Here is an 18,909-nt window from a genome sequence, read left to right as displayed (position 1 = left end):
CTGCACAAGGAGCCCTCTTGTCGCTGAACCTGACACCGCTGACCGATCCGTCCGGCGGTCCGGACGGCCGCCGCCTCGCCTGGCTGGCGTCCGACACCGACGGAAACCCGGTCGGGTCCGCGTTCCTGCGGCTCATCGACCGGGACGGGCAGCGGCATCTCGCCCAGCTGGCCCTCCAGGTCCATCCCGCGGAACGGCGTCGCGGCGCCGGCACCCGGCTCCTCGACGCGGCGGTGACGGCCGCGAAGGACGACGGGCGGCGCTCGCTCACCGCCCCGGCCGACGACGGCTCACCCGCGGACCTGTTCCTGGCCGCGCGAGGGTTCCGCCGGGTGCTGAACCTGACGTACGCGCGACTCCCGCTCGCGGACGCGGACGTCCCGGCCCTCACGCGGACGGCGCACGCGGAGCACCCCGGATACCGGCTCGTCTCCTGGGAAGGGACGGTTCCGGACCACCTGGCCGCGACGTTCGCCGCGTCGCGTCGTGCCATGGACGACATGCCCATGGACGACACCGACTACGGGACGGTCGCGTGGGATGTGGACCGCGTCCGCGCGGTGGCCAAGGCGGTCGAGGAACGCGGCGAACACCTCGACACGGTCGTGGCGGTCGACGCCTCCGACGGCACCGTCGTGGGGTTCACCGAGCTCGTCGTCCCCGGCGACGGCACGGGCGACGGACAGCACTACGGCACGGGCGTACTGCCCGAGCACCGCGGCCACGGCCTCGCGCGCTGGATGAAGGCCGAGGCCGTTCTCCGCGCCCGCGGCCGCCACCCGAAGCTCGGGGGCCTGCTCACGGACACCGCCGACAGCAACACGCACATGCGCGCCGTGAACGACGGACTCGGCTACGTGCCGACGCATCGGACGTACGAGTACCAGCTCGAGCTCCAGCAGGACTGAAGGCGCGTGCGGTGGCCGCCGCGGGGCCGCGGTGGCCATCGTCACACCCTCACCCGTACCCCATTGCGCCGAGATAGTTGTAGAGTACAACGTGAAAGGTTGTAAACACCAACCCAACCAGCTGGAGGTCCTGCCCATGCCCGCCGATCACAAGGCACACCGCTCCGAGTCCGCGGGCGCCGTGCACGGCGTGCGGAATCCGGCGCTGCGCCATGTGCTGACCCACCTCATCACCCCGCTGCTGATGTGCCTGGGCATGGGGCTCGCGTACATGGGGGCCTTCGTGGCGCCCGAGCCGCACCATCTGCCGGTGGCGGTCGTCGGGGCGGGGCCCGAGGCGAAGGTCTTCGCCCAGACGGTGAAGGACAATGCCGGCGACGCGCTCGACGTGCGTACGCTCGACAGCCGCCCGGCGGCCGTGGAGCAGCTTCAGTCCCGTGACATCGACGGCGCGTACGTCCTGAGCGCGAAGTCCCCCGAGCTGATCGTCGCCACCGCCGGGTCCGACATGAGCGCGATCACCGCCGAGAAGATCTTCACCCCCGTCGCCACGCAGCAGGGCGTGCCGCTCAAGGTGACGGACGTGACCCCGACCGTCTCGGACGACCCGACGGGCCAGGGCCTGTTCTTCCTGCTGGTGGCGCTGAGCATCGGCTCGTACGCGTCGGTGGCCGTGATCGGCGCGGCGGGTTCCGCCCTGTCGATGCGGATGCGGGCCGCGCTCGTGGTCGGTGTGTCCGGCGTGGTCGGCCTCGTCGGCGCGGCTCTCGCGGGACCGGTGTTCCGCCTGGCCCACCACGGCCTGTGGGGCATGTGGGCCATGTCCTGGCTCTACTCGGCGGGCATTCTGTTCATCGGCGTGGGTCTGCACACGTTCCTGAAGCGGTGGACGACGCTCGCGCTCATGGTGTTGTTCGTGATGCTGAACTTCACCAGCTCCGGCGGCCTCTACCGGCCCGAGCTGCAGAACGGCTTCTTCGGCACTCTGCACGCCTTCTGGAACGGCGCCGGCTTGGTCGAGGGCTCGCGCAGCCTGCTCTACTTCGGCAGCCACGACCTGGCCAGGAACGTGTGGACGCTGGCCGTCTGGCTCGTGGTCGGCCTGGCCTTGACGGGGCTTGCCGCGCTCACGGAGCGGCGGCGCGGTGCCGTCGCGGTCGAGCCCCGGCAGCATGCCGCGCACAGCGTGACTCAGGCGCCTGCCCGCTCCACGGAGGCAGCAGAGGAAGAGGCGGCAGAGGAAGAGATGGAGGAGACGGTCGCGGTCTGACCGTCACCGACAGACCGGAGCCGTCGCGCCGGGCGTCCCGATGTGGGCGCCCGGCGCGCGTGTATACGCTTTCAGGACCCAAGTCATACCCCGTGCGGAATCCGCTTCGCCTTGCTCCGCAGCTGGAACGCCGTGACGATCTCCACGACGCCGACCGCCAGCAGCCAGCAGCCGCCGACCAGGGTGAGTACGGCGACGGACTCGAACGGCGAGACGATCAGGACCACACCGGCCAGCGCGCTCACGACGCCGAGGAAGATCTGCCAGCCGCGCGCCGGCATCGCCTCGTCGGAGACGGCCGCGACGGTCTGGGTGATGCCGCGGAACAGCCAGCCGATACCGATCCACAGCGCGAGCAGCAGGATCGACTGCGTCGCCCCGCGGAAGCAGAACAGGCCGAGCAGGATCGACACCGCGCCGCTGATGAAGGCCATCACGCGCAGCCCGGTGGTGACATGCGTGCCGAATGCGGCCACCAGCTGGAATACGCCGGTGACCAGGAGATACACGCCGAAGAGCACTCCGGCGGCGAACAGGGACGCCCCGGGCCAGACCAGGACCAGGACGCCCAGGATCAGGGCGGCTATGCCTGCCAGGAGCACTACTTGCCAGGCGGATTGAGCCAGGCGCCCGAGGGGGCCCTCGGGCGGGGAAGTGCGCTCTTCGCGGGTCTCTTCGGCCGCCGGGGTTCGGGGTTCGTGCGGTGCGTGCGTCATGTCCGACTGTTCACACGACGTCGGTGCGCCCGCCACTCGGGTGAGGCGAACGACGTACGCCTCCGGCATCCGGGGGCCGTCACCGGAGCGGCGGACGGCCGCGGACACGACGCCGGGAAACTCCGCACAATTGGGCCATGACAGAACGTTCCAAGAGTTCCGAACCGCACTTCCGTGTCCGCCGGGTCTACGATCCGCCGTCGGCGGACGACGGAACCCGGGTCCTGGTGGACCGCCTGTGGCCGCGCGGCGTCTCCAAGGAGCGGGCCGACGTCGAGGCGTGGATGAAGGACCTGACGCCGTCCTCCGGGCTGCGCTCCTGGTACCACGAGGACCGCGCATCCCGCTTCCCGGAGTTCGAGCGCCGCTACCGCGACGAGCTCGCGGAGCCGGACCGCGTGGAGCTGACGGACAAGCTGCGCGCGATGGCCCGTACGGGCACGGTCACGCTGGTCACCTCGGTCAAGGACATCGAGCACAGCCATGTGCCGGTGCTGGTGCGGCATCTGACCGAGAGCTGACCGTCCGGGGACGGCGCGGATCGGGTCCCGCCGCACCCCTCGTGCGTACGGGCCCGACCCGACAGCAGGTGCGAACCGGCACAAGCTATGCCAATTTTGTGCAACGACGCGACCTGGGAGGGCCCGTATGACCACCATGGATGTCCCGTCCGACGAACCGGGACGCGGACGAGGGCGCCGGCACCGGTCACGGCGCCGCCGTGACGTGGAGGACACCGGCGCTGATGACGACCGCGTCGGTGGCGAGTCCGCGGGCCGCTCCGGCCATGGCCGTGTACGGCTCCTGATGGGCGTGGAGGAACCGCAGTGCCTGGTCCACGCCCCGGACGAGAGCGTGGACCCCTCCGAGACCGAGCACATGGCGCAGGTGGTGGCGCTGTTCCTGCGCGCGTCGTACGGCACTGAAGCGCGCCGCTGACACCCCTGGGAGACCGAAGTGACCACCTCCGACACCCCCGACTCCGCCCCCGACTTCGCCGACCGGTCCGACTTCGAGGAGGCGGACCGTGGCCTTGTCTCTCCGCCGCTCTCCTCGACGGTCACGGCCGAGGACGGGCGGGTCGTGTGGAACTTCGACGACACGGCGTTCCTCGACGAGGACTGTCCCGACACCGCGCACCCGAACCTGTGGCGGCAGTCCCAACTGTGCGCGCGGGCCGGCCTGTTCGAGGTGACCGAGGGCGTCTTCCAGGTACGCGGGTTCGACCTCTCCAACATGACGCTGATCGAGGGCGACCACGGCGTCGTGGTCGTCGACCCGCTCGCCTCCGCGGAGACGGCGGCCGCCGCGCTGGAGCTCTACCGGTCGCAGCGCGGCGAACGGCCCGTCGCCGCCGTCGTGTTCACCCACTCCCACCTCGACCACTTCGGCGGTGTGCTCGGCGTCATCGGAGCCGACGACGACGTACCCGTGATCGCTCCGCAGGGCTTCATGGAGCACTCCGTCGTGGAGAACGTGTACGCGGGTGCGGCGATGCTGCGCCGCGGCACCTACTACACGGGCGCCAACCTGGAGCGCGGGCCCGAGGGTCTCGTGGGCATGGGGCTCGGCTTCACCGCGTCCACCGGCACCACGGGGCTGATGGCGCCCACGGTCGAGGTCCGGCACACGGGACAGGAACTGACCCTCGACGGCGTCGTGTTCCGCTTCCAGATGACGCCGGGCACCGAGGCGCCGTCGGAGATGAACTTCCTGCTGCCGCAGCGGCGCGCCCTGTGCATGGCCGAGAACGCCACGCACAACCTGCACAACATCCTGACCCTGCGCGGCGCGGTGGTCCGCGACGCCCGGACCTGGGCCCGCTACCTCAACGAGGCCGTCGAGCTCTTCGGCCACGACGCGGACGTCCTGTTCGCCTCGCACCACTGGCCGACCTGGGGCTCGGACCGCATCAGGTCGTTCCTCGCCGAGCAGCGCGACCTGTACGCGTATCTGCACGACCAGACGCTGCGGCTGCTCAACCAGGGGTACACGGGGGCGGAGATCGCCGAGCTGATCGAGCTGCCGCCCGCGCTCTCCGCGGCCTGGCACGCGCGCGGCTACTACGGCTCCGTCAGCCACAACGTGAAGGCCATCTACCAGCGTTACATGGGCTGGTACGACGGCAATCCCGCATCCCTGTGGGAGCACCCGCCCACCGAGACCGCCGAACGCTACGTCGACTGCATGGGCGGGCTCGAAGCGGTGCTCGGCAAGGCGCGTACGTACCTGGAGGAGGGCGATCTGCGGTTCGCCGCCCAGCTCCTGAGGCACGCCGTGTTCGCCGCGCCGGACAGCGCTGACGCCAAGGAGCTGCTCGCGGAGACCTTCGAGCGGCTCGCGCACGGCGCGGAGTGCGCGACCTGGCGCAACTGCTACCTCACCGGCGCCCAGGAGCTGCGCGGCGAGATCAAGGCGACCAGCATCGGCGGCGGCAACATGGGCGACGCGCTGAACGTCGAGCAGCTCTTCGACTCGCTCGCGGTCAGGGTCGACGGGCCGAGGGCGTGGGACCACTCGCTCACCCTGCACTGGCATCTGTCGGACCTGGGCGAGATGTACCGCATGACGCTGCACAACGGTGTCCTGGTCCACACCCGTACGACCCGGCCCGCCGACAGCGCGGACCTCTCCCTCACGCTGACGAAGCCCCAACTCCTCACCCTGCTGGCCGGGAAGGGTCTCCACGGCGTCTATCACTCGGGCGACCTGGGCGCCCTCGACACCCTGCTCTCGGTCCTCGACGAGAACGATCCGGACTTCGCGATCGTCACTCCGTGACGGTGGTGACGGGGTGACGGAGTGCGTTGGCCGCCCATACGCACTAGTCCAGCGGGCCCTCAGCCACCGCATGGCATCCCATGAGTACATGACACCGGACCGTGACGACCGTCCCCCGGCGGACACCAGCGACGACATGGCGGCGCTGCGCGCCCGGGTCGCTCAGCTGGAGGCCGCGGCGCCGGCCCGGCCCCGGCACCATCTGCGCTCGTTCTTCGCCGGCCTCCTGATCGTCCTCGTGGCGATCCTGACGCCGCTCAGCGCGGTCGCGACATGGGCCGGCGACATCGTCGGCGACACCGATCGCTACGTGGCGACGATGGAGCCGCTCGCTTCCGATCCCGATGTCCAGGCGGCCGTCACGAGCCGCGTCACGAACGTCGTCATGGAGAACATCGATCTCAAGGCGCTCCTCAGCGACGTGGCACCCGCCGACCGGCCGAGGCTCGAAAAGGCACTGGGCAGGCTGAGCGGCCCGCTCACCAGCGGACTCAGCGGCTTTGTGCACAACACCGTCCAGAAGTTCGTGTCGAGCGACTCGTTCGAGAAGCTGTGGACCGGCCTCAACCGGCGCGTGCACACGGCGGTCGACAAGGCGCTGACCGGGAGCGGCGGCGGCGCCGTCAAGCTCACGAACGACGCGGTGACGATCGACCTGGCGCCCGTCATCGACGAGGCGAAGCAGCGGCTCGTCGACCGCGGCCTCGGAGTCGCCTCGAAGATCCCCGAGGTGCACACCGACTTCACGGTCATGACGTCCGACTCCATCGGCAAGATCAAGAAGGGCTTCCGGCTGCTCCAGCTCATGGGGGTCTGGCTGCCCGTCATCACCCTGGTCCTCGCCGCCTGCGCCGTCCTCCTGGCCGTCCGCAAGCGGCGCGCGCTGGTGGCGGCCGGGATCGCGATCGCGGTGGGCGCCGCGATCCTCGGCATCGGTCTGTGGGTCTTCCGCGCGTTCTATCTCGACGGGCTGCCCTCCGAGGTGTCGCAGCCGGCCGCCGGCGCCGTTTACGACGCGCTCGTGCGGTTCCTGCGGACGACGGTGCGCATGCTGATCACCGTCGGCATCGTGGTGGCGCTCGCGGCGTGGCTGAGCGGCGACGGCCGTGCGGCGACCCGGGTCAAGGCCATGTGGCGCGGCGGCATCGGCGCGGTGCGCGACGCGGCGGGCCTCACCGGCGGGCCGGTGGGCGCGTGGGTGCACCGGGCGAAGACGTGGCTCAACTGGACGGTCGTCGCCGTGTCGGCCGTGATCATGCTGGTGTGGGACCGTCCGACGGGCGTCGTCATCGTGTGGATCGCTCTCTGCGCGCTCATCGCTCTCGCGGTGATCGAGTTCCTGGACGACGACGGATCGCCGCATGTGACGGCCGCCCCTGCGGGGTGACGCGGCTTCGATGTCAGGCACGCGCGGGTCGGCGTACCGCGCGCGGGCGGTACTCGACCACGGTCAGCGCCAGGGCCACGTACCGCTCCACCAACTCGTCCACGGATACCGGTCCCTCGGACTGGTACCACTCCCCGATGGCGTTGCACATGGCGATCACCGCGCGCCGGGCGTCGTCCGGGTAGGGGGTGAGGAAGATGCCCTGCGCCACGCCCAGCTCGACGACGTCGCGGAACTGCCGGCTGCCGCGCGCCTCGTTCTTCCGGTAGCGCGCCAGGTGCTCGGGCTCCAGGCTGCGCCCCTCGGTCAGCACGATGCTGCTCTTCACGGGGTGTTCCGTACGGAACCGCACGGTCGCCGCGACGAGCGCCTCCAGTTGTTCGGCCGGGTCGTCGCCCGCCGCCTCCAACGCCTCGTCGCACGCACTGAAGTAGGCGTCGAGACCGTCGTCGAGGATGGCGACCAGCAAGTCCTGCTTGCCCTTGTAGTAGTAGTACAGGGCAGACAGGCTCACCCCGGCGCGCTGGGCGATGTCGCGGATCGAGGTGGCTCCGTAGCCGCGCTCGGAGAACTCCTGCCGGGCAGCCTCGACGATGGCCTTGTGGCCTGCTGCGGGTCGCGTGGACACAGCTCTCCGATCTCCTGCTCCTGTCCCGGCGTCTGGACACCTGCCGACGGGGACCGTAGCTTAACGAATGTTCTGACTGCACGCCCGTCGCACTCGTCGACAAGGGAGTTGCCGCGTGATCCGTCGCCACCCGAAGGGCATGCCGGCCCGCCTCTCCTACCCCGAGGCGTCCGTCGGGGACATCCTCGCCGGTTCGGCCAGGAGATACCCCGACCGCGTCGCCCTGCGCGACGGCGACGACACGCTGACCTTCGCGGAACTCCACCACCAGGCGCTCCGCTTCGCGCGGGGGCTGCGTGAGCGCGGCATCGCCGAGGGCGATGTGGTGGCACTGCACCAGCCCAACTCCCTCTGGTTCCCGGTCACTTACTACGGGATCCTGCTGGCCGGCGCGATCGTGGCGCCCATCAACCCGACCCTGCCCCCGGCGGCCCTGCGCGCACAGCTGGACGAGGCGGGCGCCCGGGCGGCCGTGACGCATCCGGCGACGGCACCGGCGCTCCTCGCGGCCGGCACCGAGGGGCTCGAACTGCTGGCCCTCGTACCACCGTCGGCCGTCGCGCCCGGCGATCCGGCACACCTCGACGGCACCGTGCCTCTCGCCGACCTGCTCGCGGCGGCCCCCGAGCCCGGCCCACGCGTCACGCCCGACGCGGTCGCCCACCTGTCCTTCACAGGCGGCACCACAGGGCGTTCGAAGGCGGTCCAGGTGCTGCACCGCCAGGTCGTGGCGAACTGCCTCCAGTTCACCTGCTGGCGCGCGGCCGCCGTGCCCGCGGTGGACCCCGACGGGGGCATCTTCCTCGACCCGGTTCCCGAGGCCGCCACCGAGTACACCAACCCTCCGGGGCAGGGCGTCTCGGTCGCCGTCGCGCCGTTCTTCCACGCCATGGGCCTGGTCGGCCAGTCGATCGGCGTGCTCGCCGGGCTCACGAGCGTCCTCGCCGGACGATTTGACCCCGAGCGGTTCCTCGAACTGGCCGAGAAGTTCGGAGCCACCCAGATCGCCGGGTCCCCCGCGCTCTTCCACGCCCTGCTCGCCGCCCCCGCCGCACAGGGCCGTGCGCTCCCCGCGGTCCGCGTGGTCAACTCGGGTGCGGCGCCCATCGATACGACGACACTTCGCGCCCTGGGGACACTGTTCCCGCGGGCGTGCGTCGTGGAGGGGTACGGGCTGACCGAGGCCACCATGGGCGTCACGTCGGGAATCGTCGACCCCGATGACCCGGTGCCGATCGGATCGGTCGGCCTGCCCGTCTTCGACACCGAGGTCGAGATCCGCGACCTCGTACAGACCGGGAGCTGCGTGCCCGACGGCGAGACGGGCGAGCTGTGGGCCCGCGGCCCGCAGATCACGGCGGGCTACCTCGGCCATCCCGAGCTGACGGCAGAGCAGTTCGTCGACGGCTGGCTGCGCACGGGCGACCTGGCGCGGTGCGACGAGCGCGGCCATGTCTACATCGTGGGCCGCGCCAAGGACATGCTGATCTACAAGGGATACAACGTCTATCCCGGCCAGCTGGAGGAGATCCTCAGCGGGCATCCGGCGGTCGCGCAGGTCTCGGTGATCGGGGTGCCGGCGGCGGACGCGGGCGAGATACCGGCGGCGTATGTCGTGGCGCGCCCGGATGCCTCGCCGGCCCCCGGCCCGGCGCTCGCGGAGGAGCTGATGGCGCACGTGTCCGCCCGCGTCGCTCCGTACCAGCGGGTGCGCGAGGTGCGGTTCCTGGAGGCGCTGCCCACCTCGGCCGCGGGGAAGGTCCTGAAGGCGGAGCTGCGGCGGGCACACCAGCCGTAGATTTAACGAACGTTCAACACGCTCGGCGCCGGGTCCCCAGATCGGTGGCGGCCCGGCCCCGCCCCCTCACACCTCCCCCGCACCCTCCTCACACCCCGGGCCGCCCCGAGCCGCATGGCGGGCCCCGTCCCGGGCAGGCGACCACTGTACGTGCGTGCCCCATCACCCGTTCGGGCTAACCCGAGATGTCGTGGAGCCGATCCGCACGCACGTTTGGAAGGTAGAGCCCGTGGGGTGCGTACCCGTCGGCAACCGCGCCGACGACCGGACGGGCGCCGGGGAGGTGCGTGATGCCAGAGATTTCCGTGGACGTCCACATAGGCCGATCCGTCACTGAGGTGTACGACTTCCTCTCCGACGCACGGAATCTCGAACTCTGGTTCTCGGGTGTCGACACCGTCGCCGAGAGCGCAGAGCCCGCAGGTCCGGGCGTGGTTCATGTGTACCGCTTTCCGGGGCGCCACCGGGACCAGCTGCTCCAGTGCGTGGCGTACGTCCCGGGCGAGCACCTCGTCTTCCGCGGCGACCGGATGTGGAACCCACTCGGCGCCCAGACGCCGCTGTACTCGTTCACGCTCTCCCCGCGCCGCCGCGGCACCCTGCTGCGCCTCACGGTGCAGTGCCGCCTCGCGGGCGCCCTGACGCTCCTTGCGCCCGTCGTCGCCATGGCCTGGCGGCGCGACCTGCCGAGGGACGCGCGCCGGCTCGGCGAGCGCCTCGGCGCCCCGCACTGCCACGTCATAGCCACCCCACGACGGATACGCCTGCCCGGCCCCTCCTTCACCCCCGCCGCCGAGCGCACGGCCGCTCCTCCGGCCCTCACGGCCCCGGCCCCACCTCGCCCGCAGGGCCGTCCCGAACCACGGCCCCAGGTCCAACCCGGGTCCCACCCTGAGCAGCACCCCGAGCCTCGCCCCGCCTCGGTCCCGGCCGCCAAGGAACGTGCGACGCGCCCCGCGGCATGAGGCGGCCCCAATCCGCCCACGGGAAATTCCCGTACGCCGGGTCCGCCGGGACCAGTAGCGTCCCCGCCCATGACCCTTCCTCGTATACGCCCTGCCTACGACGCCGACGAGCGAACACAGCTGGTCGCCTGGCTGGACATGCAGCGCGCCATCGTCGAGTGGAAGTGCGAGGGCGTGTCCGAGAAGGACGCCCATCGATCCGTACTCCCCGCGTCCCCCGCCATGACCCTGGCGGGGGTCGTGTCGCATCTGCGGTGGGTCGAGCACTGCTGGTTCGAGGTCATGCTGATGGGCGGCGCCGCCGAGGGCCCCCAGTTCGACGACGGGCCGGAAGACGCCGACATGCTGGTCGACGACGTCCCCCTCGACCAGCTCCTCGGCGAGTACGCGCGCCAGTACGCCCGGTCGAACGAGATCACCGCAGCGCACTCCCTCGACCAGGCGGGCCGGCACCCCGACTTCCGCGCGGGGGCCGCGAATCTGCGGTGGATCCTCCTGCACATGATCGAGGAGACGGCCCGGCACGCCGGTCACCTCGACGCGATCCGTGAGCTTCTCGACGGCGGGAGGGGCTACTTCTGACCCGGTTCCCACCCGCTTGCGACCCGGTTCCGGCCTTGGATAGTCACGGCCTGCCGGGCCCTGTACGGGGGTGTCGTGCGACCTGCGAGACTGTCGCCATGCCCAGTCCGGCCCGTACGTCGTCCACTGCAGGCGAGGGTCTTCGCGCAAGGCGCCGCCGCGAGACCGAACACGCGATCCACGCGGCAGCAGTGCGGCTCGTCGAGGAGCACGGCCTGGCCGGGGTGACGGTCGACATGATCAGTGCCGCCGCCGGGATCTCCCAGCGCACGTTCTTCAACTACTTCCCGAGCAAGGAATCCGCGCTCACCATCAGCCCGCCGCCGCTGCCGGACGCGCTCCACCTGCGCCTCACACACGGCAACCCGGCTCCGCGGGCCACGCTCACCGAACTGCTCGACGTACTGTCCGCGCACATCACGGACGACGTCGTACCCGACCGTGAACTCGTCCAGGCCACCTTCCGGATCGCCGACCGGCACCCGGAGCTGCGGGCGGCGCTGCACGCGCGGTTCGACGCCTTCGAGGAACAGGTGAGGGAGGCGGTGGCCGAGCGGATGGCCGCCCCTCCGGCCGACCCCCGGCCCCGCCTTCTCACCGGCATCGCGCTCGCCGTGACCCGCACCGCCCTGGAACAGTGGTCACTGGGCGCGGCCGGCGACCACGCATCGCCCGAACCGGATCTCCGGAGTTGCGTCGACCTGCTGCACACACTCATGCCGAAGACCTGAGGCGCGCGTCGACACGGCCTTCAGCGGCCGTCGGCGAGCTGCTGCGCGCGGGCCGTCAGATCCACCTTCCGGATCTTCATGGTCGTCGTCATCGGCATCTCGTCGACTATCTCCACGAGGGGAACCTTGTACGGCGCCATGCTCTCGCTCGCCTCGCCGAGCGGCACTGGTTCACCGGTGACGGGCGACACCACGGCGATGTCCGTGCCGGGCATGGGCACTCCGCAGAAGACGGGTTCGGCGTGCAGATCCTGGTCACCGCCCTGGAACCCATAGGGCGTCACGTCGATCGTGTGCGTCTCGGTCATTCCGTACGCGGCCTCCCGCAGGACGGAATGGGCACCGATCGCCCGCAGGACGCGCGCCGGGTCCTGCGGGCATAAGGACCGAAGTGCCGCCCAGCATCAGGAAGTTGAGGATGCCCAGATCCTCGCCCGCGATCCAGAAGACCGGGATTTGACATGCTCCTCGGGCTGAAGCCCGGGGATTCTGGCCGTCCCGCGGGTTGCTGTGCCGCTAGGCGGCACGGCTTCCTGCTGGGATTCCGTGGCTTCCTGTTTCTTCGCGCTGTGCCAGAACGGGTTCTGGTCTTACCGGCGCTCCGCAGGCCGATGCCGCCAGTCCAGCGGCCGCTTTCACATTCTTGGCGGCGTTGACATCCCGGTCATGCCGGGTGCCGCAGACGGAACAGGTCCACTCCCTGACGCGCAGGGGTTTGGGTCCGTCGTGGTGTCCGCAGGCGGAGCACACCTGGCTGGTGGGCTCGAACCGGCCGATCTTGACCAGGGTGCGGCCGTACCGGGCTGCCTTGTATTCGAGCATGGTCACGAACTGGGACCAGCCCGCATCGTGAACGCTCTTGGCCAGCCTGGTGCGCGCGAGACCGGAGACCGCCAGGTCCTCCACCGCGACCGCTTGATTCTCGCGGATCAACTGTGTGGAGAGCTGGTGGTGGAACTCCTTGCGCGCATCGGCTACTTGAGCGTGGGCGCGGGCGACCTTCAGGCGGGCCCTGGCCCGGTTCTTCGACCCCTTCTGCTTGCGGGACAGCTCTCGCTGAGTCTTCTTGAGTTTCTTCTCCGCCCGGCGCAGAAACCGCGGGGAGTCGATTTTCGTGCCGTCGGACAGGACCGCGAAGCGGGTCAGGCCCAGGTCGATCCCGATGGCCCGCTCGGCGGCGGGCATTCGCGCGGCGTCGGCGGCCGGGTCGGTGTCGACGACAAAGCTCGCGAAATACCGCCCCGCCGGGTCCTTCATCACCGTGACCGAGGACGGCACCACGGGCAGGGTGCGGGACCACTTCACCCGCACCTCGCCGATCTTCGGCAGGTTCAGCCGGCCGGTTGGGGTGATCGACCAGCGGGCGTTGGCCGTGAACCGGATCGACTGCCTCGAGTCCTTACGCGACTTGAACCGCGGGGCACCCATCCCCGCTCCCTTGCGCTCACCCTTGAGGGAGGCAAAGAACGCCCGGTAGGCGGCCTCCACATCCCGCAGAGACTGCTGGAGCACCACCGAGGACACCTCGCCCAGCCAAGACCGCTCCACGGTCCGCTTGGCCCGGGTGATCAAGTTCTGGGACAGCTCGGCGGCCTTCGGATACGGCAGACCCGCCGCGTGGGCGTCCTGGCGGGCACGCACCGCGTCGTTGAACACGACCCGCGCGCACCCGAACGCCCGGCCCAGCGCGAGGCGTTGACCGGGGCCCGGGTACAGCCTGAAGGCGTACCGGAGCTGCATGAACATCACCCTACAAGCGCCCTCCCGGGCACTGCCCCAGAAGACCGGAACTGATCGCGATCATCCTCCCGTTTGACGCTCGTGCTCACGTTCGACCCATCGCGCCCGCCAATGATCACTGGACGCGTGGGGCGGAGGCCAGGCGGGAGGCGAGCCATGATGCTCCGCACCGGCGGAACATCGGGTTGACCGGCACGTGCACCGCGCCGAGGCGCAGCACGGCGAGGAAAGCGACCAGGAACTGGGGGCAGTTGGGCAGGTGGACGGCGACCCGGTCGCCCGCGCCGACGCCCTCGGAGGCGAGCCGTCCCGCCACACGGCGGCTCAGCTCGTCGAGTTCGCGGTAGGTGACGGTGCGGCCCTCGAAGACGACCGCGGCCCGGTCGGGGCGCAGCCGCGCCCAGTGCGCCACATGATCCGGCACGGAGATCTCGTCGAGCGGGTACACGACGTCGGACGGTGTGCCGTGTGGGCGGACGCGGGCCTGACGGGCACGCAGATCCTCCAGGTACTCCTCGATCTTCATGCGGCTCCTCGGTTTGTTGTCCCGACCTGACCTACCCGGACCTTCACCGCACCGGCGTCACCACGTGTCGATGAATCGACCGCGGGTGTGCCGCTGGGGCGTACGCGGGTGCGGATACGGATCCGGATGCCTGGGGTGCTGGGCGAACGTCGTGGTGATCCAGCGGCGGGTGTCGGCCGGGTCGATCACGTCGTCGACCTCGAAGGTCGTCCCCGCGTTGAGGGCCTTGCCCTGCTCGTACTGCTCCGCGAGCAGGGCCTCGTACCTGGCCTGTCGCTCCTGCGGGTCGGCGATGGCCTCGAGTTCGCGGCGGTAGCCGAGCCGGACGGCGCCTTCCAGGCCCATCGGGCCGATCTCGCCGGTGGGCCAGGAGACCATCGCCGTGGGGGCGCGGAAGCCGCCGCCGGTCATCGCCATCGCGCCGAGACCGTAGCCCTTGCGCAGCACGGCGGAGAAGACCGGGACGCCGAGGTGGGCTCCTGCGACGAAGAGCCGGCTGAAGTGCCGTACGGTCGCGGTCTTCTCGGCGTCCGGGCCGACCATGAACCCCGGGGTGTCGCACAGGGTGACCACGGGCAGGCCGTGGGCGTCGCAGAGTTGCAGGAAGCGCGCCATCTTGTCGGCGGCGTCGCTGTCGATGGCGCCGCCGAGGTGCTGAGGGTTGTTGGCGACCAGGCCCATCGGCCGCCCCTCGACCCGTACGAGCGCGGTGATGACGCCGACGCCGAACTCGCGGCGCAGTTCCAGGACCGAGCCGGTGTCGGCGAGGAGGGTGACCGCCTCACGTACGTCGTACGCGCGCAGCCGGTTCTCGGGGACGACGTGCCGCAGGAGGCGCTGGTCCGCACAGTCCCAGTCGCTCAAGTCGCCCTGGAAATAGGAGAGATACTGCTTGGCGACCGCCACGGCCTCGGCCTCGTCGTCGACCAGGATGTCGACGACGCCGTTCGGTACCTGGACCGGCATCGGACCGACCTCCTCGGGCAGGAACTGCCCGAGGCCGCCCGCCTCGATCATCGCGGGGCCGCTCATGCCGACCGTGGCGTCGGGGGTCGCGATGACGACGTCGCAGCAGCCGAGGAGCGCGGCGTTGCCCGCGAAGCAGCGCCCGGCGACGATGCCGACCGTCGGTACCTGCCCGCTGAGCCTGGCCAGGGTGGCGAAGGTGGGGACGTCGAGTCCGGCGACGGCCATCATGTCGGTGTCTCCGGGACGTCCGCCGCCGCCCTCGGCGAAGAGCACGACCGGGATCTGCTGCCGCTCGGCGAGTTCGAGCATGCGGTCGGTCTTCTTGTGGTTGAGCATCCCCTGTGTGCCGGCGAGGACGGTGTAGTCGTACGCGAGGACGGCGCACTGGCTTCGCCGGTCGCCGAACTGCGCGCCGTTGACCTGGGCGACGCCGGTGACGATCCCGTCGGCCGGGGTGTTGGCGATCAGGTCCTCGAGGGTCCTGCGGCGGCGCTGCGCGGCGATGGCCAGGGCGCCGTACTCGGTGAAGCTGCCCGGGTCGCAGAGGTCGGCGAGGTTCTCGCGTGCGGTGCGGTGGCCGGTGCGCCTGCGGCGCTCGACGGCCTGGGGCCTGGCCTCGTCGAGGCCGATGCGGTGGCGCTCGACGACCTCGGCGAGGTCCGGCCTGATCACGTCGAGATCGACGTCGGCCGCCGCCTCGTCGACGCTGTCCTCGCCCTGCGAAGGTGCGAAGACGACGAGTTCGGCACCGGCCGGGACGACGTCCCCGACGCTCGCGCGGACCTCGCGCACGATTCCGCCGCGGGGCGCGGTCAGGACGTGTTCCATCTTCATCGCCTCGAGGACGACGAGTGGCGCACCTGCCGCCACCTCGGCGCCCGGCTCCACACAGACGTCGACGACACTGCCCGCGGAGAGGGCGGTGAGGACCGAGCCGTGGCTCTCCTGAGAGGCGGTGGCGCCCGGTACGAGCTTGTCGAGGTGTTCGTTGACGAAGGCGGTCGTCACCGTGCCGTCCCGGAAGGCCTCGTGGCGCAGAACGGCACGCAGCAGCGGGATGTTCGAGGGGACCCCGCAGAGCGTGAACTCGGCGAGCGCCCCGGCCGCCCGCCCCGCCGCGTCGGCGAAGTCGCCGCGGACCGTACGAGTGATCACCTTGGCGACGAGGGAGTCGTACGAGCCCTTGATCTCCAGGCCCGCGCGGCCGTGGGTGTCCACGCGCACGCCGGGGCCGCCGGGTGCCTCGAAGGCGGTCAGCGTGCCCTGCGAGGCGCGGGCCGTGCCGTCCGCGGACAGCTCTTCGAGGTTGACGCGCGTCTGGATCGCGAAGCCGCGCGGCTGCGGGATGTCCTCCTGGAGGAGACCGAGTTCGGCCAGCGACCTGCCCTGGGCGAGGCGCAGTTGGGTGGCCACCAGGTCCACCCCGGCGAGTTCCTCGGTGATGGTGTGCTCGACCTGGAGGCGCGGATTGGTCTCGATGAAGTAGTAGGCGTCCGGGTCGTCCGCGTCGACGAGGAACTCGAAGGTTCCGAGGCCGAGATACCGGGTCGCCGAAGCCATCGTGACCGCGGCCTCGATCAGCAGGTCACGCGTGCGCGCGGGGAGCCACGGGCTGGGCGCGACCTCGATCAGCTTCTGGTTGCGGCGCTGGACCGAACACTCCCGGTCCCACAGATGGGTCACCTGTCCGGTGCCGTCCCCGACGACTTGGATCTCGATGTGCTTGGCGCGGGGCAGGAGTTGCTCGACGTACACATCGCCGTTGCCGAAGGCGCGCTCGGCTTCGGAGCGGCAGCGCTCGTACGCCCAGGCGAGGTCCGACGCGTCGTGCACCGCGCGCATGCCGCGGCCGCCTCCCCCGGCGACCGCCTTCACCATGACGCCGTCGCGCACTCCGGCGTGGAAATCTGTGGCCTGCGCGAGTGAGGTCGGGGCGCCGGTGGCCGCGAGGACGGGGACGCCGTGCTGCACGGCGAGCTCCCGTGAGCGCGCCTTGTCGCCGAAGAGAGCGAGGAGTTCGGGGGTGGGACCCACGAAGGTCAGCCCCGCCTCGGCACACGCCTTCGCGAAGTCGGCGTTCTCGCTGAGGAACCCGTAGCCGGGGTGGACCAGGTCGCATCCCGCGCGCCCGGCGATCTCCACGATCTGACGCGCGTCGAGATAGGCGGCTACGCCTTCGCCCTTGAGCAGGTGGGCGTCGTCGGCGAGCCGCACATGGGCCGCCGAGCGGTCGTCCGCGGAGTGCACCGCCACGGTCCGCAGGCCGAGCGCCGACGCCGCGCGGTGGATCCGGACGGCGATCTCGCCCCGGTTGGCGATCAGCACACCTGTCATCGGACGTCTCCTCCACGGGCCCGGAAAGGGGGCCTTCTGTACGTGACGGCTTCGGGCTGTAGTGAGTGCATCGGGCTGTACATGGCTCTGCTTGGGCTGTACGTGACACGGCTTCGGGGCGCGCCGGACGTACCAACGCGCCAGTGCATTGACGCTGGTGTCAACCTCAATGGCGCGCCCAGTCTGCGTTGACGCCGTCGTCAACGTCAATATGCTGGGGCCATGCCGATCGCGAGAAAATCCTGGACCGTGCGCGACAAGCTGGACCGCCAGGACAGCGCCACGCGGGCCCGACTGCTCACGGCGGCCCGCACGGTCTTCGAGCAGCGCGGCTATGCGCGCACGACGATCGCCGACATCACGGCGGAGTCCGACGTCGGCCGCGCCACGTTCTACGTCTACTTCGCCTCCAAGCAGGACGTCTTCGCCGTGCTCGCCGCCGATCTGCGGGACCGCTTCCTGGCGGCCCAGGAGGCGGCGGCCCCAGAGGCCGAGGACCCGTATCTGCTCGCCGAGCGGACCAACGCGGCGTTCCTGGACGCCTACGTCGACAACCTCGCGTTCCTGACCGTACTCGAACACCAGTCGCTCACAGATCCGGCGATGCGCGTGCTCCGCGACGAGATCAACGACCGCCCCCGCGGGCGCACCGCGCGCTACATCGCCCGTCTGGTGCGCCAGGGCCTCGCCGAGCCGGCCGGTTCGCCGGAGTCCGTGGCCACCGCCGCGGCCGGCATGGTCGCGGGCTTCGCACGAGCCGTGGCCGCCGACCCGGGCTACCGGGACCGGGCCGTCGCCGATCTGACGGCGATGTACCTGCGGCTGCTCGGCCTCACACCCCGCGCCGGAGCAAAGCCCTGACCCCACGGGTTCCTCCGGCCCGTCCATTCGGCCCACGCCCGCTCGCGCCATGCACTCGCCCCTGTGTTGGCTTGAGTCAAGCGTCCGGACGGAGGGGGAAGATCCTCATGGAGACACCGCATACGCCCTATGGCCAGGACCCCGGCTACGGGCAGGATCCGCATCAGCTGTACGGGCCCGACCCGGCGCACCCCACCTACACGGCGTACGGGCCGTACGCCGACAGCGCGCCGCCTCCGCCCCCGCAGCCGCGCGTAGATGCCCGCAGGATCTGGTCCGGCGGCCTGATGACCGCGCTCGTCGCCGCGCTGACCGCCGTGGCCGGTGTGCTCCTCGTCCGCGGTGTCCTCGGCGTCGCCGTGTTCGCACCGGAGCGCGATGGCGCGATGGGGGACGCGTCCACCGGACTGCTCGCGGGCGGCGCCGCTGTCGCGGCCCTCGTCGCGACGCTGCTGCTGCATCTCCTGTGCCTGGGCACACCGCAGCCCGGGCGGTTCTTCTCCTGGATCGTCACGCTGGCGACGCTCGTCATGGTGCTGCTGCCCTTCACCACGTCGGTGGCCCTCGTGACGAAGGTGGGCACGGCCGGCGTCTATCTAGCCGTCGGACTCACCATCGGGATGCTGCTGACCCCGGTGGCGCGCGGCGCGGTGCGCGGCCGCTGACCTGGTGTGCCATGCCCCGGCTGCGAGTGGGCGACCGGCCCGGAGCTA

At 70.9% G+C, this 18,909-nt stretch carries 18 protein-coding genes; 12 read left to right on the top strand and 6 right to left on the bottom strand.

Annotated features, from left to right (window positions below):
- The first annotated feature begins 17 nt into the window (after positions 1-17).
- Both OG574_RS41495 and OG574_RS41490 read left to right on the top strand, forming a co-directional pair.
- Positions 18-908 carry a GNAT family N-acetyltransferase gene (locus OG574_RS41495; RefSeq protein ID WP_326777403.1) on the top strand — a complete coding sequence of 297 codons (891 nt, stop codon included), beginning with the start codon at positions 18-20 and terminating at the stop codon, positions 906-908.
- Between the two features lie 136 nt (positions 909-1,044).
- Positions 1,045-2,178 carry a hypothetical protein gene (locus tag OG574_RS41490; RefSeq protein ID WP_442816882.1) on the top strand — a complete coding sequence of 378 codons (1,134 nt, stop codon included), beginning with the start codon at positions 1,045-1,047 and terminating at the stop codon, positions 2,176-2,178.
- Between the two features lie 83 nt (positions 2,179-2,261).
- On the opposite strand, the gene OG574_RS41485 is transcribed toward OG574_RS41490, so the two are convergent.
- Complete coding sequence (locus OG574_RS41485) at positions 2,262-2,894, bottom strand: HdeD family acid-resistance protein (RefSeq protein ID WP_100597399.1); 633 nt, start codon at positions 2,892-2,894, stop codon at positions 2,262-2,264.
- 137 nt (positions 2,895-3,031) lie between these two features.
- Here OG574_RS41485 and OG574_RS41480 point away from each other — a divergent pair, with 137 nt between their 5' ends.
- From OG574_RS41480 to OG574_RS41465, 4 genes are all read left to right on the top strand, one after another.
- Positions 3,032-3,415, top strand: coding sequence for a DUF488 domain-containing protein (locus OG574_RS41480; protein ID WP_326777402.1), 384 nt, complete (start codon positions 3,032-3,034; stop codon positions 3,413-3,415).
- Between the two features lie 127 nt (positions 3,416-3,542).
- The gene (locus tag OG574_RS41475) at positions 3,543-3,833 is read left to right on the top strand and encodes a hypothetical protein (RefSeq protein ID WP_326777401.1); all 291 of its coding nucleotides are present in this window, start codon (positions 3,543-3,545) and stop codon (positions 3,831-3,833) included.
- Positions 3,834-3,851: 18 nt separating this feature from the next.
- Entirely contained in the window at positions 3,852-5,675 is a 1,824-nt protein-coding gene (locus tag OG574_RS41470; RefSeq protein WP_326777400.1) for an alkyl/aryl-sulfatase, read from the top strand.
- A gap of 88 nt (positions 5,676-5,763) precedes the next feature.
- The gene (locus tag OG574_RS41465; RefSeq protein WP_326777399.1) at positions 5,764-7,062 is read left to right on the top strand and encodes a hypothetical protein; all 1,299 of its coding nucleotides are present in this window, start codon (positions 5,764-5,766) and stop codon (positions 7,060-7,062) included.
- Between the two features lie 13 nt (positions 7,063-7,075).
- Here OG574_RS41465 and OG574_RS41460 read toward each other — a convergent pair whose 3' ends face one another.
- Positions 7,076-7,690: a TetR/AcrR family transcriptional regulator gene (locus OG574_RS41460; RefSeq protein WP_326777398.1), complete on the bottom strand. Its 615-nt coding sequence runs from the start codon at positions 7,688-7,690 to the stop codon at positions 7,076-7,078.
- 115 nt (positions 7,691-7,805) lie between these two features.
- Here OG574_RS41460 and OG574_RS41455 point away from each other — a divergent pair, with 115 nt between their 5' ends.
- From OG574_RS41455 to OG574_RS41440, 4 genes are all read left to right on the top strand, one after another.
- Positions 7,806-9,488 carry a class I adenylate-forming enzyme family protein gene (locus OG574_RS41455; RefSeq protein ID WP_326777397.1) on the top strand — a complete coding sequence of 561 codons (1,683 nt, stop codon included), beginning with the start codon at positions 7,806-7,808 and terminating at the stop codon, positions 9,486-9,488.
- A 290-nt stretch (positions 9,489-9,778) separates the two neighbouring features.
- Complete coding sequence (locus OG574_RS41450; protein ID WP_326777396.1) at positions 9,779-10,453, top strand: SRPBCC family protein; 675 nt, start codon at positions 9,779-9,781, stop codon at positions 10,451-10,453.
- A gap of 69 nt (positions 10,454-10,522) precedes the next feature.
- Positions 10,523-11,035: a DinB family protein gene (locus OG574_RS41445; RefSeq protein ID WP_100597356.1), complete on the top strand. Its 513-nt coding sequence runs from the start codon at positions 10,523-10,525 to the stop codon at positions 11,033-11,035.
- 98 nt (positions 11,036-11,133) lie between these two features.
- Complete coding sequence (locus OG574_RS41440) at positions 11,134-11,766, top strand: TetR family transcriptional regulator (protein WP_326777395.1); 633 nt, start codon at positions 11,134-11,136, stop codon at positions 11,764-11,766.
- Positions 11,767-11,786: 20 nt separating this feature from the next.
- On the opposite strand, the gene OG574_RS41435 is transcribed toward OG574_RS41440, so the two are convergent.
- The 4 genes from OG574_RS41435 to OG574_RS41420 form a co-directional block, all read right to left on the bottom strand.
- The gene (locus tag OG574_RS41435; protein WP_326777394.1) at positions 11,787-12,074 is read right to left on the bottom strand and encodes a hypothetical protein; all 288 of its coding nucleotides are present in this window, start codon (positions 12,072-12,074) and stop codon (positions 11,787-11,789) included.
- Between the two features lie 208 nt (positions 12,075-12,282).
- Entirely contained in the window at positions 12,283-13,506 is a 1,224-nt protein-coding gene (locus OG574_RS41430) for an RNA-guided endonuclease InsQ/TnpB family protein (RefSeq protein WP_326777393.1), read from the bottom strand.
- 115 nt (positions 13,507-13,621) lie between these two features.
- Positions 13,622-14,032, bottom strand: a complete 411-nt coding sequence (locus tag OG574_RS41425; RefSeq protein ID WP_326777392.1) for an AMP-binding protein — start codon at positions 14,030-14,032, stop codon at positions 13,622-13,624.
- Positions 14,033-14,089: 57 nt separating this feature from the next.
- Positions 14,090-17,335 (bottom strand): carboxyl transferase domain-containing protein, encoded by a 3,246-nt coding sequence (locus OG574_RS41420; protein WP_326777391.1) that lies wholly within the window; start codon positions 17,333-17,335, stop codon positions 14,090-14,092.
- 222 nt (positions 17,336-17,557) lie between these two features.
- Between OG574_RS41420 and OG574_RS41415 the strand changes: the two genes are divergently transcribed.
- Both OG574_RS41415 and OG574_RS41410 read left to right on the top strand, forming a co-directional pair.
- Complete coding sequence (locus tag OG574_RS41415) at positions 17,558-18,196, top strand: TetR/AcrR family transcriptional regulator (protein ID WP_326777390.1); 639 nt, start codon at positions 17,558-17,560, stop codon at positions 18,194-18,196.
- A 107-nt stretch (positions 18,197-18,303) separates the two neighbouring features.
- On the top strand, positions 18,304-18,861 hold the full coding sequence (locus tag OG574_RS41410; RefSeq protein ID WP_326777389.1) for a DUF6069 family protein: 558 nt from the start codon (positions 18,304-18,306) through the stop codon (positions 18,859-18,861).
- Positions 18,862-18,909 lie beyond the last annotated feature (48 nt).

Origin of the sequence: Streptomyces sp. NBC_01445 (assembly GCF_035918235.1) — a bacterium.
Classification (GTDB): domain Bacteria; phylum Actinomycetota; class Actinomycetes; order Streptomycetales; family Streptomycetaceae; genus Streptomyces.
Note: the sequence above shows the minus strand (reverse complement) of the source record. Positions and strands in the feature narration are given on the sequence as shown.

Excerpts from the sequence above, each read along its gene's own strand:
- OG574_RS41430 (WP_326777393.1), bottom strand. The coding sequence starts at position 13,506 with ATGCAGCTCCGGTACGCCTTCAGGCTGTACCCGGGCCCCGGTCAACGC.
- OG574_RS41490 (WP_442816882.1), top strand. The coding sequence starts at position 1,045 with ATGCCCGCCGATCACAAGGCACACCGCTCCGAGTCCGCGGGCGCCGTG.
- OG574_RS41440 (WP_326777395.1), top strand. The coding sequence starts at position 11,134 with ATGCCCAGTCCGGCCCGTACGTCGTCCACTGCAGGCGAGGGTCTTCGC.
- OG574_RS41425 (WP_326777392.1), bottom strand. The coding sequence starts at position 14,032 with ATGAAGATCGAGGAGTACCTGGAGGATCTGCGTGCCCGTCAGGCCCGC.
- OG574_RS41485 (WP_100597399.1), bottom strand. The coding sequence starts at position 2,894 with ATGACGCACGCACCGCACGAACCCCGAACCCCGGCGGCCGAAGAGACC.
- OG574_RS41445 (WP_100597356.1), top strand. The coding sequence starts at position 10,523 with ATGACCCTTCCTCGTATACGCCCTGCCTACGACGCCGACGAGCGAACA.
- OG574_RS41475 (WP_326777401.1), top strand. The coding sequence starts at position 3,543 with ATGACCACCATGGATGTCCCGTCCGACGAACCGGGACGCGGACGAGGG.
- OG574_RS41415 (WP_326777390.1), top strand. The coding sequence starts at position 17,558 with ATGCCGATCGCGAGAAAATCCTGGACCGTGCGCGACAAGCTGGACCGC.
- OG574_RS41410 (WP_326777389.1), top strand. The coding sequence starts at position 18,304 with ATGGAGACACCGCATACGCCCTATGGCCAGGACCCCGGCTACGGGCAG.
- OG574_RS41465 (WP_326777399.1), top strand. The coding sequence starts at position 5,764 with ATGACACCGGACCGTGACGACCGTCCCCCGGCGGACACCAGCGACGAC.
- OG574_RS41420 (WP_326777391.1), bottom strand. The coding sequence starts at position 17,335 with ATGACAGGTGTGCTGATCGCCAACCGGGGCGAGATCGCCGTCCGGATC.
- OG574_RS41480 (WP_326777402.1), top strand. The coding sequence starts at position 3,032 with ATGACAGAACGTTCCAAGAGTTCCGAACCGCACTTCCGTGTCCGCCGG.
- OG574_RS41435 (WP_326777394.1), bottom strand. The coding sequence starts at position 12,074 with ATGACCGAGACGCACACGATCGACGTGACGCCCTATGGGTTCCAGGGC.
- OG574_RS41450 (WP_326777396.1), top strand. The coding sequence starts at position 9,779 with ATGCCAGAGATTTCCGTGGACGTCCACATAGGCCGATCCGTCACTGAG.